The following is a 13352-nucleotide window of genomic DNA, read 5'->3' as shown; positions in this document are numbered from 1 at the left end:
CTGGGAATTTGAATAGTTCCCAAAGTGGGCTTAAAATCGGTTATGCGCCAAAAATAATCAAGTTATTGCTCGATTGACACATTGTTTAAATGCTATAAATTCTAGCGCATTTTCAAGGAGATAAGCAATGTCTGAAAAGACAGAAAAAACCACGCCAAAATTCGATCCAACCACGACCATCTCTGCAGAGTTTGGGATCTTCGGAATCCCAATGACAGAGGAGGAATCCAAAGTAGTTCTGGTCCCAGTTCCCTGGGAAGTTACAACATCTTACGGAGAAGGCGCTTCACGCGGTCCTCAAATCATCCGTGATGCCAGCGAGCAAATCGATCTCTTTGATATCGAAGTCGGGAAAGCTTACGAAGTGGGCTACCATATGCGCGAGCTGTCAGATGACTTGCTTAAAATGAACGACAAATACAAGGCTGTTGCCCAGGAATTAATCGGAATGCGCACCAGCATGTCTGACGACACCGCTAAAATGGACAAACTGGCTGCTGACGTAAATGCCGCATGCGAAAAAATGTCGCAATGGGTTTACGATCAATGTTCAGATGTTTTGAACAAAGGCAAACTTTTGGGCATGGTTGGTGGTGACCACTCCACTCCGCTGGGTGCGATCCGCGCTGTCAGCGACAAATTCAAGGGTGACTTCGGGGTTTTGCACATTGATGCCCACGCCGATCTTCGAGTCTCTTATCAGGGCTTCAAACAATCCCACGCATCTATCATGTACAACGTGATGACCGATGCGAAGAAACCTAAAAAATTGGTTCAGGTGGGTATCCGTGATTTCTGCGAGGAAGAATACGATTTCTCTGAATCCCGCGAAGACATTAAAACTTTCTATGACCTTGAACTTAAGCGTCGTCTGCTTAAAGGTGAAACTTGGGAGCAAGTCTGCAAAGACATTTTGAAAGAGCTTCCACAAAACGTTTACATCTCGTTTGATATCGACGGTCTTGATCCAGTTTACTGCCCACACACAGGAACACCAGTTCCAGGCGGCATGACTGTGGATCAAATCTTCTTCTTGTTCCGCGAGATCCATGCTTCCGGTCGTAAGTTGATCGCTTTCGACTTGAATGAAGTTTCCACGGGCGGCCTGGAACCTCATGAAGTTGAGTGGGATGGCAACGTGGGCGCACGTATTCTATACAAAATGTGCGGCTGGTTGGTGAAGTCCAATGCTTAAGGTTTACGAATACGCGAAATGTTCGACTTGCGTAAAGGCGTTGAAGTTTTTGGATGCGAAAAAAGTTTCCTACCAAAAACTTCCGATCGTCGACAAAGCTCCGTCCCAGACGGAGCTTAAAAAAATGCTCTCGGCATTAAAAGAAAATGGCGGGAGCATCCGCAACCTGTTCAACACTTCAGGTGTGATGTACAAAGAAATGAAAATGAGCGAAAAGCTTCCGACCATGTCTGAAGCTGAAGCCATCAAGCTGTTGTCTGAAAACGGCAAACTGGTTAAACGCCCATTCGTTCTTGGTGACGATGTGGCGCTCGTGGGCTTTAAAGAAGACGAATGGAAGAAAGTCTTCTAAGCGGTCAAAGAGGTAACAGTTCCCTTTTTGTCCTGCACAGCAGTACAAAAAGGGAACTGTTACCGAACAGAGTATTTTATATGAGCCTGCTCGCAATGAGCAGGCCGTTAATCCCTAAGCGAGTATCTTCGCAAATTCCTGTGCCATACTGACGTTGTAAAAAGGGGGTTATATGATAAGCCTCTCAGTGGTTATCCTCACAATGGTCATCGTACTTGGTGCTTTATGGATGATTGTAAAGTTCAATAAAGGCGAATCTCTTGATAGAAAATATCGGGAAGATACAAGGAAATTTCAAGCTCAGCCCGGTCGCGCTCAAGCAGACAGCGTACGCCAGTTTGAACGCCCACGTCCTCTACGACAACAGCAAAAGCATAATTCCACCGAGGGACCTGCGGCTTAATAGGAGCGTGCCTAGATCGCGAATTTAAGTTGGGATGAGTCAACAGACTCGTCCTTCTTTTTTTCCTGTCCTAAGCGAACCCCAACTCCAATAAGTCTGACAGCCACAGCACGACGATGCCAGGCTTTTTCCAATAGACGTTCGAAGTCCTCCATACTTGGAGTCCCCTGAATGACTTCTTCGTGAGTGGTGGATTTGAAATCAAAGAACTTAAGCTTCACCACCATGCCCTTAATTCTGTCCTGGTACTGACCGCGCTCAAGTCTTCCAATGAAATCCTCGTACAAACCCGGAATGCGGGCCTTGCATTCCTCGAATGTCAGCAGATCCTTGTTATAGGTTTCCTCGACAGTCAGGGACTTGCGCTCCCACTCGGTGATGACCTCGCGATGATCAATTCCCCGGGAAAAATCAAAAAGATCCTGCGCGCGAGAGCCAAACCAACGATGTAACTCGGGCACCGAGTACTTCTGGATATCGCCCAGGGTGTGCAATCCAATATCGTGCATCTTTTGCGCGGTGACCTTGCCGACACCAAATATCTTTTCAACGGGAAGCTCCTTCACGAAGGCATCAACATCCTGAGGGCGCACTACGAACTGTCCGTTGGGCTTTTTCCAGTCGCTTGCGATCTTGGCCAAAAACTTATTGGGGGCAATTCCGGCGGAGGCAGTCAAGTTCAGCTCGGTAAAAATCAATCGGCGAATCTCTTGAGCAATCAGCGTGGCGCTGCCGCCGAACTGCGTGCACTCGGTAACATCCAGATAAGCTTCATCCAAAGACAACGGCTCGATCTTTTTCGTGAAGCGCTCAAAGATTTCGCGAACCTTGCGGCTTTCTTCTTTATACAAATCAAAATGCGGAGGAATTAAAATCAACTGCGGGCACAGGCGCACCGCTTGGGAAGAAGGCATTGCCGAGCGCACGCCAAACTTGCGCGCCTCATAGCTTGCTGTACACAACACACTTCGTGAATTCGGAGGACCGCCAATACCCAAAGGTTTGCCCTTGAGTTGCGGATTAAATTTAACCTCGACGGCTGCATAGAAGCAGTCCATATCCACGTGGATAATCTTCTTCATTTACACATTATTTACACATAGCGGGGTATCGGTCAAGTGGGGTCTGTCTCAAGGTCCGTAGGGATCTGCTCTGCGACAGGCGATACCTGTTTCGCACCCACAAATTTTGCCGAAATCATGGCGTGGGCTTTTTCGGCCACAACTCCGCGATCTTCATTTGGGTCTGGGTACAGGATATCCAAGTATTCAATTTCGGCTTCCACAGTCTTTAAGCGCAACGTTTTCCAGAAGTATTCACCAAAGGAAGTGTCACCATACCAGCAAACCGCATCGCGATTTGCTGTGTTAAAGTCCTCGCCATTTATCTTTCTGAAATTGATGACCACTGGTTGCACCGGCACGCCCGCTTCGGCCGCCGCCATCATCAGGGTTTTCTTGAACGGCAGAACCTTATCACCATTGGTGGAGGTTGCCTCTGGATAAAGAACGATATTCAAACCCTCTTTCAACGAGTCTGAAAGACGCTTCATCTCGGTCAGAATTTTTGTGCGACTGCGGCGCTCAACATAGAAACAACCGGCAAGCTCCGTCACAGGACCCAGCACTGGGGTTTCGCGCATTTCATTGGAGGTAATAAAGGACATCGGCTCGATACCCGCAAGCATCAGGATATCCACAAAGCCCATGTGATTTGCGACCAGCAAACTGCCAGCATGTTTTTTCGCCGGCTTGTTGATGACTTTCAATTTGATAGACAAAGCATTACGCGCAATCAAACCGCAATAGCGACTGGCATTTGCGGAGAACTTACGGCGGCGCTTGTTTTTATCGTGAACTACCACCGCGATAGACAGCGACGTGATCATGTAAACGATCAGATAGAATAAAAAGATGCACGTTTTGATAAGGCCACGAAAAGTCGATGTAATTGCTTCCACAGGACTATTATAGAATGCCTAACGGCAAAACCGTCAAGTCAGGTTTAATACAGCAGGGATCCTCGCATAAGGACCTAAACTAAAGTTGGTTAAGATCCCATTTTAAAACGCTTCCACAGCGCGCTGTTCAGATCCTCGCGCTGAAGAATGGTTAGAAAGTCGACGCATCGATAGTCGCGGTCCCAGGCTGGCTCGCCACCGATGTAAGCGCCGATCTTCAAATAGGCGCGACACAACGGTGGCATCAAAGCTTCGGCCTGCTCTTTTTGAGTTTCCGAAAGAGAGTCCTGATACTGAGCTTTGCTTTCTCTTAAATTCGGCATTGAATAGTCCGTCGTAGGGCTCACTTGAAATACCTCTGCAACCCGGCCTTCGTTTTCAAAATAAGCCTGCAGCAATGCCGCTTCCTGAGGGTTTTCCGTCGGCACTGTTGCACATCCAAACAGGATCTTGGCATCCGTGGCGTTCATGTATTCCGCGATTCCCCGCCATAGCATGGAAATCACCGCTCCCCTGCGGAATTCCTTGGCAATGCAAGCGCGACCCAGTTCGATCTTCACGCCGGGTTGTTGCAACAAGGTGGTGATATTGAATTCATTGGCAGAGTAAAAGCTGTTGGTATGAAGCGAGCAACGAATGCGATAAGTTCCGATGACATTGCCTGAGCGCTTTTCTTTGATTACCAGATGGTCGCAATCAAAATCATAAGCATCCATATCCAATCGCCCGGATTTTTTGCCCAGCATTTCCGTGTGAAATACTTCCCAGCGCAGGCTTAAAGCCTCGCGAAGCTCTTCTGTGGTATCCACGGTCTTAAGAATAAACGGACCCACTTCGACATTAAGATTAATTTTGGATTTGAACTTGTGAAGTCCATGAGTGCGAAGCTGATAAAAGGACTGAAGTGCTGTAAACATTCTGAATTCCTCCGTTGAATCCAGAATCAGCTTAACGAACTTCGCATCCTGACATTGTCATAAGAGCAACAGCGAAGTTACAGGATTGTGTCAGGCGATTTCTACGCTCGGCCCTAAAAATGCAAAAGGTGACTCTTGCTTTCGCAAGGTCACCTTTAAGACGGACCCACTTCCGGATTTTAGAAGGAGGTCCGAATGAACAACCGACATTGTTCCTATCGGCCGATTTTGAAGCTTATAAAGCAGATTCTTTTAATTATTTTGACTGTAATCAAAATAATTAAAGAACTCTTATAAACCAACAAATCTTTAACCTCTGGTACGTTTCCGAATGACCCTTGACTAGCATCCGCTAGCCTTAGGCCCAAGGAAGGGACTTAAAATCCCACGGCAGTGTGTCCAAGGCCCTTGCGAAAGCACCATTCCAATATTTAAAGGATCAACGAAGCTGCTTTGTTCAGGCGGTCGAACAGGGACTCCCAGCGTTCCCCGACTTGGTGGGCTTCGCGATAGAATACGATGCAGTCTGCACCTTTTTGTGCGCTATCGCGAAGTTTTCCGTAGAACTCGCGGGTCGCCAGTAATGGATCCTGGGACAACTTCAAAACTTCCGCTTTAGTGATGCCATCTTTTGGCTTGATGATTTTGATGCTTTCAATTTCGTCCGGTAGCTCACCAAGCTTGGTGTTTACTTCACGTAAAATATCGTCAACAGGACGACTGGCATTCAAACTTACTATTAAAGGAATAGGCGGCATGTAGTGATGCTTCATGTGCCCCGGCGATTCGCGTTTATCGACCTGCTCCAGGAATTCGAAAGTGAAGCCTTTTTCCTGAAGCACGCGCTCCAGATCAGATTTCAAGATATGCCCACGGCGCAAAATGGAAAGCTCCACTTTTTCAGGGCGATGACGGACCAATAAAACCGTGGATTCAATCCCGATCTGACAGTCTCCACCGTCCAAGACGAAAACATTTTCATTCTTGAACTCCACCCGCACGTGGCTGGCAGAAGTTGGCGAAGTTCTTCCGAACTTATTTGCACTTGGAGCCGCCAGCGGAACATTTACTTCCTGAATCAGCGCCAAAGCCAAGGGATGATTGGGCATACGAATGCCCACTGATTCCAAACCTGAAGTGATCATGGAATTTATAGAGTTATCTTTCGGCAAAATTAACGTCAGGGGACCAGGCCAGAAAGCTTCAGCCAAAGCCTGAGAAGCCGGGCCCCAATAGGCCGTCACCTTTTTTGCCATCTCGATGGAAGAAACGTGCACGATCAAAGGATCAAAGAACGGACGCTCTTTAACCGAAAAAATCTTTTCAATCGCAGGAGGAATGTCGATACGAGCAGCCAGGCCATAAACGGTTTCCGTGGGAAGTCCAATAACTCCCCCTTCTTCCAGAATTTCCTGAGCCTTTTTTAAGGCCTCGTTGTTCGACATCATCTGCTATTTTTCCTCGCGTAAGATACTCAAAGCACTTTCTTTTACAATATCTGCGCTCGCAAGGAAAGAGATCAATAGGCTTAATCCCGTAATTATCGCCACTGACAGTAGCGGTTGAGTCAGCGAGAATTGGAATCCACCCTCAAAAATCACCCGGTTCAGCCCGTAACTGACGCCTACACTTAGGAATGCCCCCAGGAAGGAACTGACCAAAGCCAGGAAGGCGAACTCGGTCAGAATAAATCCGGCAACCTCGCGGTGGCTGGCACCCAGGATCTTAAGCATGTTCATTTCCCAGCGGCGAAGCTTGATTTGGCTGCGCACGATAGAGAACAGCACGATATACCCTGTGAACAAAGCAAGGTAGGCCATCAATTCCAGGGACCAACTCATTTTGTCAGCGGTCTTAAGTGCATCATCCACAGTGCGCACCACATCGATGACCGATACGTTGGCGAACTTTTGCGCGAGCTCGCCTTGCACGATCATGCGTTTTTCAGCACTCATCGTTGGCAGGGCCCAGATGAATGTTTTAGGAGCATCGTTTAACACGCCATTTTGAACCAAAACGAAGAAGTTCGGCTGAAAGCTGGTCCAACGAACTTTTCTAAAGTTCACGATCTCGCCTTCAACGTCCACGCCTTGAACGTCGAAAACGACTTTATCGCCCAGTTTAAAATTCATGCGATCGGCAAAACGCTGCTCGACGGAAAGCTCAGCCAGCTTTTGCTTTTCCGGATCAAAATTTCCAGAGATCGGGCGGCCCGCCACGATCTCTTCGCTGTCAGACAGGCTTTCACGATAGGAAAGATTCATGCCGCGATTTCTGAACCGCGCTTCGTTTTCTTCTTCACGGGTTTTAAATCCTTGTCCTTCGATTTTTCTTTCATAGTCTGCGCCGTTTACTTTTAAGATACGAGCGCGAACCATCGGCGAAAGAGCCAGTGTCTCGACCTGATTGTCCATCAGAACTTTCTTAATTCCCTCGACCTGCTCGTCCTGGATATCGAACATAAATAAAGACGGCAAAGCGGTTTTCTGATCCACTTGCAAATCAGACTGGAGGGAGTTTTTCAGCTGCGGCAGAATATTGATTAACAATGCTCCAAGCCCCAACGCCACAAAGACTGCCAAGCTTGCACCTGCCCGACGGGACAGTCCCAGGAAGCTGAACTTAAAGAACCAGATTTTAACGTTCTTCATTGCACCTGCGAACTTCAAGGTAAAATATCCCGTGACCAGCAAGACCACGATAGTAATCACCAGAGATCCCGCAAAAGCAGAACCAATCTTCCAGGAGTGCGCTTGTTGTACAGACAAACCATAGAACATTAAAATTGCAGGAATGAACGGCCAGATTCTGAACTTACCTTCGTTAACAGCAAACTTTTCTTCACTGAAAAGTTTCGCGGCCTTCAGATCATAGATCTTCATCAGGAATGGCAGACTGACCACGAAACTTCCAAGGACTGCCATCAGCAGACAAAGCCCCCAAGCTTCCAAGGAAACTGTCGGTTTTAATGCGAACGGCGTGAAACTGCCTAAAACTTTGGTCAAAACCGGAAGGACGATTTCACTGAACGCCACCGTGGGAATCGTTGCAAGCAATCCCAACAAGGATGCCTGCAGGACATACACCCCAACGGCTTCGATACTTTGCAGTCCCAGCGTTCGCAAAATCGCGATTTCTTTCATGCGACTATAAAGGAACATGCGATAAATATATGCCGCCCCTAAAGCCGACATAAATAAAGCGATGATGGCCACAAGTCCCAAATAGTCTGACAAATAACCTAACTGTCGTCCTGAATCCTCGCTGGCGGATTTCGGTGTGCTCACCGAAATCGCGGGATCGGTCAGTTTCAGGTACATTTGATCTTTTACTTTGTCGCCGTCAGTTCCTTCTGGAAATTTGAACTGATAAGCCTGCGTGTAAGTACTTCCGAACTGAATTAAGCCTGATTCTGGTAAAAGCTTTAAATCGACATACACTCGCGGTGCCAGTGAAGCCATTCTGAAAGTCTGAGTTTCATCCCGCTCGACCACATCAGAAATTTCCAGATCCATTTTTCCGATTTGCATTTTATCGCCGACTTGCAGGTTCATTTGTTGCTGCAATTCCGGGTAAATCCAAACTTTATGGGCATCAATGACTTCTTTTGCAGAGCCGGGAGCAATTTCTTTGCCACTGCTCATTTTAAGTGAACCATAGAATGGATAGCTATCATCGATAGCCTTAACCATCACCAGTCGTGATCCCTTCGCCGAATTCATCATTGCAAAGAATTCGTAAATACGCCCGGTCTGAGTCCCCGCCGGCAGAACCGACTTCATCGCATCCTGTTCGGCCTGGGTAAGTTCACGTCGGGCAGAAACAGAAAGATCCGCCGAAAGAATGTTCTTGGCGTTCTTTTGCAGTTCGTCCTGCAACGTCACATTGAAAGCCTGCAGTGAAACAAATCCTGTAAGGCCCAAACTTAGATTAAAAATGAAAAACAAACCAAAGCGCCAGCTGCGCATCAGTTCGCGTATTGCCAGACGAAATATCATTTTACTGATCCTTTAGTACGCCCTCTTCCAGGCGTAAGATTCGCTGACAACGTTTCGCCAGGGCTTCACTATGTGTAACTAAAACCGTCGTGATGTTGTGTTTGCGAACGATGTCAAAGAAGACATCCATCACTTTATCACCTGTATGCGTATCCAGATTTCCGCTGGGCTCATCCGCCAGCAGGATTTTCGGTTTCACCACCAGTGCCCGGGCAATAGCTACACGCTGACATTCACCGCCGCTCAACTGACTTGGAAAATGGTTCAAGCGATGCCCCAATCCCAACTCGCGTAAAGCTTCTTCGGCGCGCGCCTTTGGATTCTCCATTTTTAAAATTTCCAAAGCCAAAGAGACATTTTCCAACGCCGTCAAATGGGCAATCAGATGATACTGTTGAAACACGATGGAGATATTCTGCGCACGGAACAAAGTCAGCTCTTGTTCTGACATCGGAGACAGATTCACGTTATCCACACGAATATCCCCACGATCAGCCCGCTCTAAGCCCGCAAGAATTGAAAGCAACGTGGATTTACCACTGCCTGATTGACCGACGATCGAAACGATTTGTCCGGGCTCGATATTAACGTTCAACCCTTTAAGAACTGCGACTTCAGTGTCGCCTTGATGAAAACTTTTACGGATGTCCTGCAGAGTTAAACTCATAACGTGCCTTTCAAGGAATTAAAAATAGTATCAGCAATGATCTTGTGACCCTCTTCATTGGGATGAATACCGTCGGCAAGATTGTATTTGGGATTTCCAGCCACTTTATCCAGAATGAATGGAATGAAAGTGACCTTGTACTTCTTGGAAAGATCTGAAAACATTTTTTTAAACTGAGATGAATAGTCCTGGCCGTAATTGGGAGGCATATACAGACCAGCCAGTATCACACGAACTTTTTCTTTTTCGGCATACTCGATCGCAGAAGCCAGATTCTTTTGGCTCTCTTCGACTTTTACTCCCCGCAAGCCATCGTTGGCACCCAACGCCAGCACCACCGCATCCGGCTTTGTCTTGAACAGCCATTTCATACGCCCCAGGGCCGAGGCCGTAGTTGAACCACTGACTCCGGAGTTAATAACGGTCCATTCCTTCTTGCCGGCATCGTGCAGCTTCTTTTCAAGCAACGCAGGATAAGCCGCCTCTTTGGAAACGCCGTAGCCCTCGGTGATAGAGTCACCCAGGATAACTAACTTTTTTTGTGCAAGTGAAATTGAAGAAAATAGTAAAAGGAACGTCAGAATTAAAGTTCTCATAGAGAACTATCAGAACTCTTTCTGACCTTTTGTTCAAGACCAGATCAAATTTCGGCCCCCGCAGGGCCGTTCACTTATGATAATTTGACACTGTTTTCTGATTAAAAAAAGTACTGCAGCTGAACTTCCGGGTGAACCGAGAAGTCATAGTGCTCATCAGCATTGTAGACGACAGAATCCTGGCTGGTAAGTCGATCAAAGTTATTATCAGACCCTGTCATGGACAGTCCCAATTGCAAAAGGAACTGCGACCATTTTTTATAGGAACTGTATCCGCCATGAATTCTTGGAACTTTGTAGTTTAACCCCAGGATAGCCAGTTCAAATTGAAACCCCATGGTTTCAGTCCAATGCAGCTGATGCAGAGTCGAGATCGTCCACTGCCAAGGCTGATCATTATACGGCTCCCGTCGCAATGACATGGGTACCGTCTCATCCCAAAAGTACATGTAGTTGATAGATGTATACAGGGTGTAGGCGTCGTTTATTTTATTCTCAAAGGCCCACCAGACGATGGCAAAATCCTGCTGATAGAAATCACCCAAAGAGTCATCACTTTTGATGTAGCCCGCTTGCAAAGCAGAACTTCTGAAATACTCAGTTTCACCGGAAGTACGACAGCGCGCCAGTAAACTGTAAGAGTTGTAGCCCGCAGCCATCCAAGGACTGGTACCAAACATGCAGGAATCTGTAGGTGCATAACCCAGAAAGTAAGTCCCTGCGGTGAAGGTACCACCCTCGGCAGAATCAGTGGTAATTCCAAGATTGTGACCAAAAACAATTGAATTTGCCGAAGCAATTTGCCCCCAAAGCAGGGCGACGATCAGACTACTTTTGAACAAGTTCATACTTATAGATTTCTTTGTGCTCGGATGAATCCACCAGGCTTGTATATTTGGCTTCAAGAATACGTTCTTCGCCAGAAACTAAGGCCACACTTTCCAAAGAATATCCATCCAAAGGCTCATAGAATGAAATGCTATAAAGGCCACCGTAATACAGCTTCTGAGTATATCGATCCGCTGAAGTTTGAGCGTTGATAATTATGGCAGGTGAACCAAACTCAGGATCGTTCTGCATCAAAATTTCATCGGCAAATCCACGCTGCTCCCAAGAGTCAGTATTCGTGTTAGTGCTAGCGCCAGTGTCAGCGATTTTTCTTAAGATGCGGTATTTATTTTTTGTACGGGAAAATTTAAAATAAGTACTGCCATAAAGACCGGCTTCACCGATGACTTTATCCCAGGGCATATTTACTTCAAAACTCTCACACGGAGAGGCCGTACACACGTTAATGCCTGTGTCCCGAAGGATATTGAATACCCTGCTATAAACTTTTCCTGTTTGAAGATATATGTAAAGCGTGGCGTATCGACCGGAACCTTTTAACGACAAATAGTATTGAACAACCAGGCGATCACCTTCAATGACTGTGGAATAAATGTAAGCGGTTTCACCGGAGCGGGTCGTCTCCCGCAAGCGACGATTGCGCTCGTCTTGGTCAATATGTCGACCACTGTCACAGGCAATCAGAAACATCGGCAGGATCAATATTAGAGCGAATAGCTTTTTCATTCGTAGTGGGAATTATCAAAGCCAAATTCGGATTACAATAAAATTACCTTCACCGCCGAAGAAAAAAAGCCCCAAGGTGTTCCCTTGAGGCTTTGAATTTGAATATGTAATCAGTAAAAACTAGCGATTACCGTAATCGCGACGACCGCCGCCATTACCACCACCACGGTTGTTATTGAAACCACCGCGACGAGGACCACCACCGCCTTCACGAGGCGCTTGCGGGCGAGCTTCAGAGATGTTCAAAGGACGGCCATTGATTTCAATGCCATTGCCTTTTTCGATCGCTGCATCTGCTGCAGAGTCATCAGACATTTCAACGAAACCGAAACCTTTTGAACGGCCTGTTTCGCGATCCATGATAACTTTTGCGGAATCAACTGCACCGAATTGTGCAAAATGGTTGTGTAGAGTTTCATCGTCTACTGTGTACGGCAAATTGCCTACGTATAACTTCTTAGCCACGAAAGACCTCCTATGGTCATTTTAAAAACCCGAGAAAGCCTTCGAACAACTTAAAATCGATACTCACACGGGAAACTTGGGTAAACTAGATTAAGGCTAGCATAGCCCAAAAACTGTGCAAGCCCAATTTTAGGATCTCATATTATTAAACTGCAATGGAACTGCGTAAGTTCCTGAGCGAATCAAAGCAATACACTCCTGCAATTCATCGATACTCTTCCCAGTCACTTTTACTTTATCGTCGTTAATCTGTGGCTGAACTTTTAACTTAGCGTCTTTAATAGCTTTTATGATTTCTTTAGCAACTTCGCGGTCAATACCTTGTTGCAAAGTGACCTTTTGGCGGAGCAAGCGTCCGCCTACAGGTTCAATTTTATCGAACTTCGTCGCTTTGATATCAACGCCGCGACGATGTAGTTTCGTTTGTAAAATACTACCCATTTGTTCGATTTTATATTCGTCTTCGGCAGACAAACTAATTTCTTTTTTGTCTTTATCCCAACCGATCTCAGCTTTAGATCCTTTAAAATCGTAACGACCCTCAACCTCTTTGCGAGCCTGATTAATTCCGTTATCAACTTCCTGAAGATTCAACTCAGATACAATATCGAACGATGGCATAATATCTTTCTCCGTAAACTCTAGTGGTGGTGACCGCTATCGCCGTGTAGACCATGTGGATGGCCGTGCTGAAGTTCTTCTTCAGTTGCTGGTCTTACCAACGCCATTTCGATATCGAACTCAAGCGGAGTACCAGCCAAAGGATGGTTACCATCAAGAGTTACGTGAGAGTCTGTGATTTTAGAAACGCGCACAATGTGTTGACCGTTGCCCAACTCCAAACGAAGGTGCGCGCCGATTTCAAGTTGTGGAAGATGTGCAAGTTCCTCTTTTGGAACTTCCATAAACATGTTGTCACGAATTTCGCCGTAACCATCAGCTGCAGAAAGCTTAACGTTTTTTTTGTCGCCTTCTTTCATGCCTTTGATTTCTTCTTCAAGCTTAGGAAGGATTTGGCCTGCGCCCTCAAGGAAAGGTAGTGGCTGATTTTTATCAGATTGATCCAGGATTTTGCCATCTGGGCCTTTTAGTACATAATTGAACGCCAATACTCTTCTCATAATGAGTCTCCTTATTTTGATACGACCGTATCCCACTTTTCCTAGCCTTTTGGCAATATAAAAGCCCCCAAATGGCTCACAATTGAGGGAGGACTTGTTTTTA

Annotated in this window: 14 protein-coding genes; 2 read left to right on the top strand and 12 right to left on the bottom strand. The window is 46.5% G+C overall.

All coding sequences use genetic code 11. The features are described from left to right. Positions 1 to 127: 127 nt before the first annotated feature. Both ACLVWU_RS01595 and ACLVWU_RS01590 read left to right on the top strand, forming a co-directional pair. Positions 128 to 1195: an agmatinase family protein gene (locus ACLVWU_RS01595; RefSeq protein WP_413576718.1), complete on the top strand. Its 1068-nt coding sequence runs from the start codon at positions 128 to 130 to the stop codon at positions 1193 to 1195. Then, positions 1188 to 1547 (top strand): arsenate reductase family protein, encoded by a 360-nt coding sequence (locus tag ACLVWU_RS01590; protein ID WP_413576716.1) that lies wholly within the window; start codon positions 1188 to 1190, stop codon positions 1545 to 1547. The genes ACLVWU_RS01595 and ACLVWU_RS01590 overlap by 8 nt, the downstream gene beginning before the upstream one ends. A 414-nt stretch (positions 1548 to 1961) precedes the next feature. Here the strand turns inward: ACLVWU_RS01590 and dinB are convergent, their stop codons facing one another. From dinB to ACLVWU_RS01530, 12 genes are all read right to left on the bottom strand, one after another. Further along, positions 1962 to 3032 carry a DNA polymerase IV gene (gene dinB / locus ACLVWU_RS01585; RefSeq protein ID WP_413576715.1) on the bottom strand — a complete coding sequence of 357 codons (1071 nt, stop codon included), beginning with the start codon at positions 3030 to 3032 and terminating at the stop codon, positions 1962 to 1964. A gap of 32 nt (positions 3033 to 3064) precedes the next feature. After that, a complete protein-coding gene (locus ACLVWU_RS01580; RefSeq protein ID WP_413576714.1) occupies positions 3065 to 3910 on the bottom strand; it encodes a 1-acyl-sn-glycerol-3-phosphate acyltransferase in 846 nt (281 codons plus the stop codon). Between the two features lie 89 nt (positions 3911 to 3999). After that, positions 4000 to 4827 carry a GNAT family N-acetyltransferase gene (locus tag ACLVWU_RS01575; protein WP_413576713.1) on the bottom strand — a complete coding sequence of 276 codons (828 nt, stop codon included), beginning with the start codon at positions 4825 to 4827 and terminating at the stop codon, positions 4000 to 4002. A gap of 431 nt (positions 4828 to 5258) precedes the next feature. Then, the gene (locus tag ACLVWU_RS01570) at positions 5259 to 6275 is read right to left on the bottom strand and encodes an L-threonylcarbamoyladenylate synthase (RefSeq protein WP_413576712.1); all 1017 of its coding nucleotides are present in this window, start codon (positions 6273 to 6275) and stop codon (positions 5259 to 5261) included. 3 nt (positions 6276 to 6278) lie between these two features. Beyond that, entirely contained in the window at positions 6279 to 8825 is a 2547-nt protein-coding gene (locus ACLVWU_RS01565; RefSeq protein ID WP_413576711.1) for an ABC transporter permease, read from the bottom strand. A gap of 1 nt (position 8826) precedes the next feature. Beyond that, positions 8827 to 9492 carry an ABC transporter ATP-binding protein gene (locus ACLVWU_RS01560; RefSeq protein WP_413576709.1) on the bottom strand — a complete coding sequence of 222 codons (666 nt, stop codon included), beginning with the start codon at positions 9490 to 9492 and terminating at the stop codon, positions 8827 to 8829. Beyond that, positions 9489 to 10088, bottom strand: a complete 600-nt coding sequence (locus tag ACLVWU_RS01555; RefSeq protein WP_413576708.1) for an arylesterase — start codon at positions 10086 to 10088, stop codon at positions 9489 to 9491. The genes ACLVWU_RS01560 and ACLVWU_RS01555 overlap by 4 nt, the downstream gene beginning before the upstream one ends. Positions 10089 to 10189: 101 nt before the next feature. Further along, the gene (locus ACLVWU_RS01550) at positions 10190 to 10936 is read right to left on the bottom strand and encodes a hypothetical protein (RefSeq protein ID WP_413576707.1); all 747 of its coding nucleotides are present in this window, start codon (positions 10934 to 10936) and stop codon (positions 10190 to 10192) included. After that, the gene (locus ACLVWU_RS01545) at positions 10917 to 11663 is read right to left on the bottom strand and encodes a hypothetical protein (RefSeq protein WP_413576706.1); all 747 of its coding nucleotides are present in this window, start codon (positions 11661 to 11663) and stop codon (positions 10917 to 10919) included. The genes ACLVWU_RS01550 and ACLVWU_RS01545 overlap by 20 nt, the downstream gene beginning before the upstream one ends. Before the next feature lie 120 nt (positions 11664 to 11783). Beyond that, on the bottom strand, positions 11784 to 12128 hold the full coding sequence (locus tag ACLVWU_RS01540) for an RNA recognition motif domain-containing protein (protein ID WP_413576705.1): 345 nt from the start codon (positions 12126 to 12128) through the stop codon (positions 11784 to 11786). 129 nt (positions 12129 to 12257) lie between these two features. After that, positions 12258 to 12749 (bottom strand): YajQ family cyclic di-GMP-binding protein, encoded by a 492-nt coding sequence (locus ACLVWU_RS01535; protein ID WP_413576704.1) that lies wholly within the window; start codon positions 12747 to 12749, stop codon positions 12258 to 12260. A 20-nt stretch (positions 12750 to 12769) separates the two neighbouring features. Next, positions 12770 to 13249 (bottom strand): FKBP-type peptidyl-prolyl cis-trans isomerase, encoded by a 480-nt coding sequence (locus tag ACLVWU_RS01530; protein WP_413576703.1) that lies wholly within the window; start codon positions 13247 to 13249, stop codon positions 12770 to 12772. Positions 13250 to 13352: the final 103 nt, after the last annotated feature.

The sequence above is a fragment of the Bdellovibrio sp. HCB290 genome (assembly GCF_047305925.1).
In the GTDB taxonomy this organism is placed as follows: Bacteria; Bdellovibrionota; Bdellovibrionia; order Bdellovibrionales; family Bdellovibrionaceae; genus Bdellovibrio.
This window is presented reverse-complemented; position numbering and strand designations above follow the sequence as displayed.

Coding starts and splice junctions, on each gene's coding strand:
- ACLVWU_RS01595 (WP_413576718.1), top strand. CDS start 128: ATGTCTGAAAAGACAGAAAAAACCACGCCAAAATTCGATCCAACCACG.
- ACLVWU_RS01590 (WP_413576716.1), top strand. CDS start 1,188: ATGCTTAAGGTTTACGAATACGCGAAATGTTCGACTTGCGTAAAGGCG.
- dinB (WP_413576715.1), bottom strand. CDS start 3,032: ATGAAGAAGATTATCCACGTGGATATGGACTGCTTCTATGCAGCCGTC.
- ACLVWU_RS01575 (WP_413576713.1), bottom strand. CDS start 4,827: ATGTTTACAGCACTTCAGTCCTTTTATCAGCTTCGCACTCATGGACTT.
- ACLVWU_RS01570 (WP_413576712.1), bottom strand. CDS start 6,275: ATGATGTCGAACAACGAGGCCTTAAAAAAGGCTCAGGAAATTCTGGAA.
- ACLVWU_RS01565 (WP_413576711.1), bottom strand. CDS start 8,825: ATGATATTTCGTCTGGCAATACGCGAACTGATGCGCAGCTGGCGCTTT.
- ACLVWU_RS01560 (WP_413576709.1), bottom strand. CDS start 9,492: ATGAGTTTAACTCTGCAGGACATCCGTAAAAGTTTTCATCAAGGCGAC.
- ACLVWU_RS01555 (WP_413576708.1), bottom strand. CDS start 10,088: ATGAGAACTTTAATTCTGACGTTCCTTTTACTATTTTCTTCAATTTCA.
- ACLVWU_RS01550 (WP_413576707.1), bottom strand. CDS start 10,936: ATGAACTTGTTCAAAAGTAGTCTGATCGTCGCCCTGCTTTGGGGGCAA.
- ACLVWU_RS01545 (WP_413576706.1), bottom strand. CDS start 11,663: ATGAAAAAGCTATTCGCTCTAATATTGATCCTGCCGATGTTTCTGATT.
- ACLVWU_RS01535 (WP_413576704.1), bottom strand. CDS start 12,749: ATGCCATCGTTCGATATTGTATCTGAGTTGAATCTTCAGGAAGTTGAT.
- ACLVWU_RS01530 (WP_413576703.1), bottom strand. CDS start 13,249: ATGAGAAGAGTATTGGCGTTCAATTATGTACTAAAAGGCCCAGATGGC.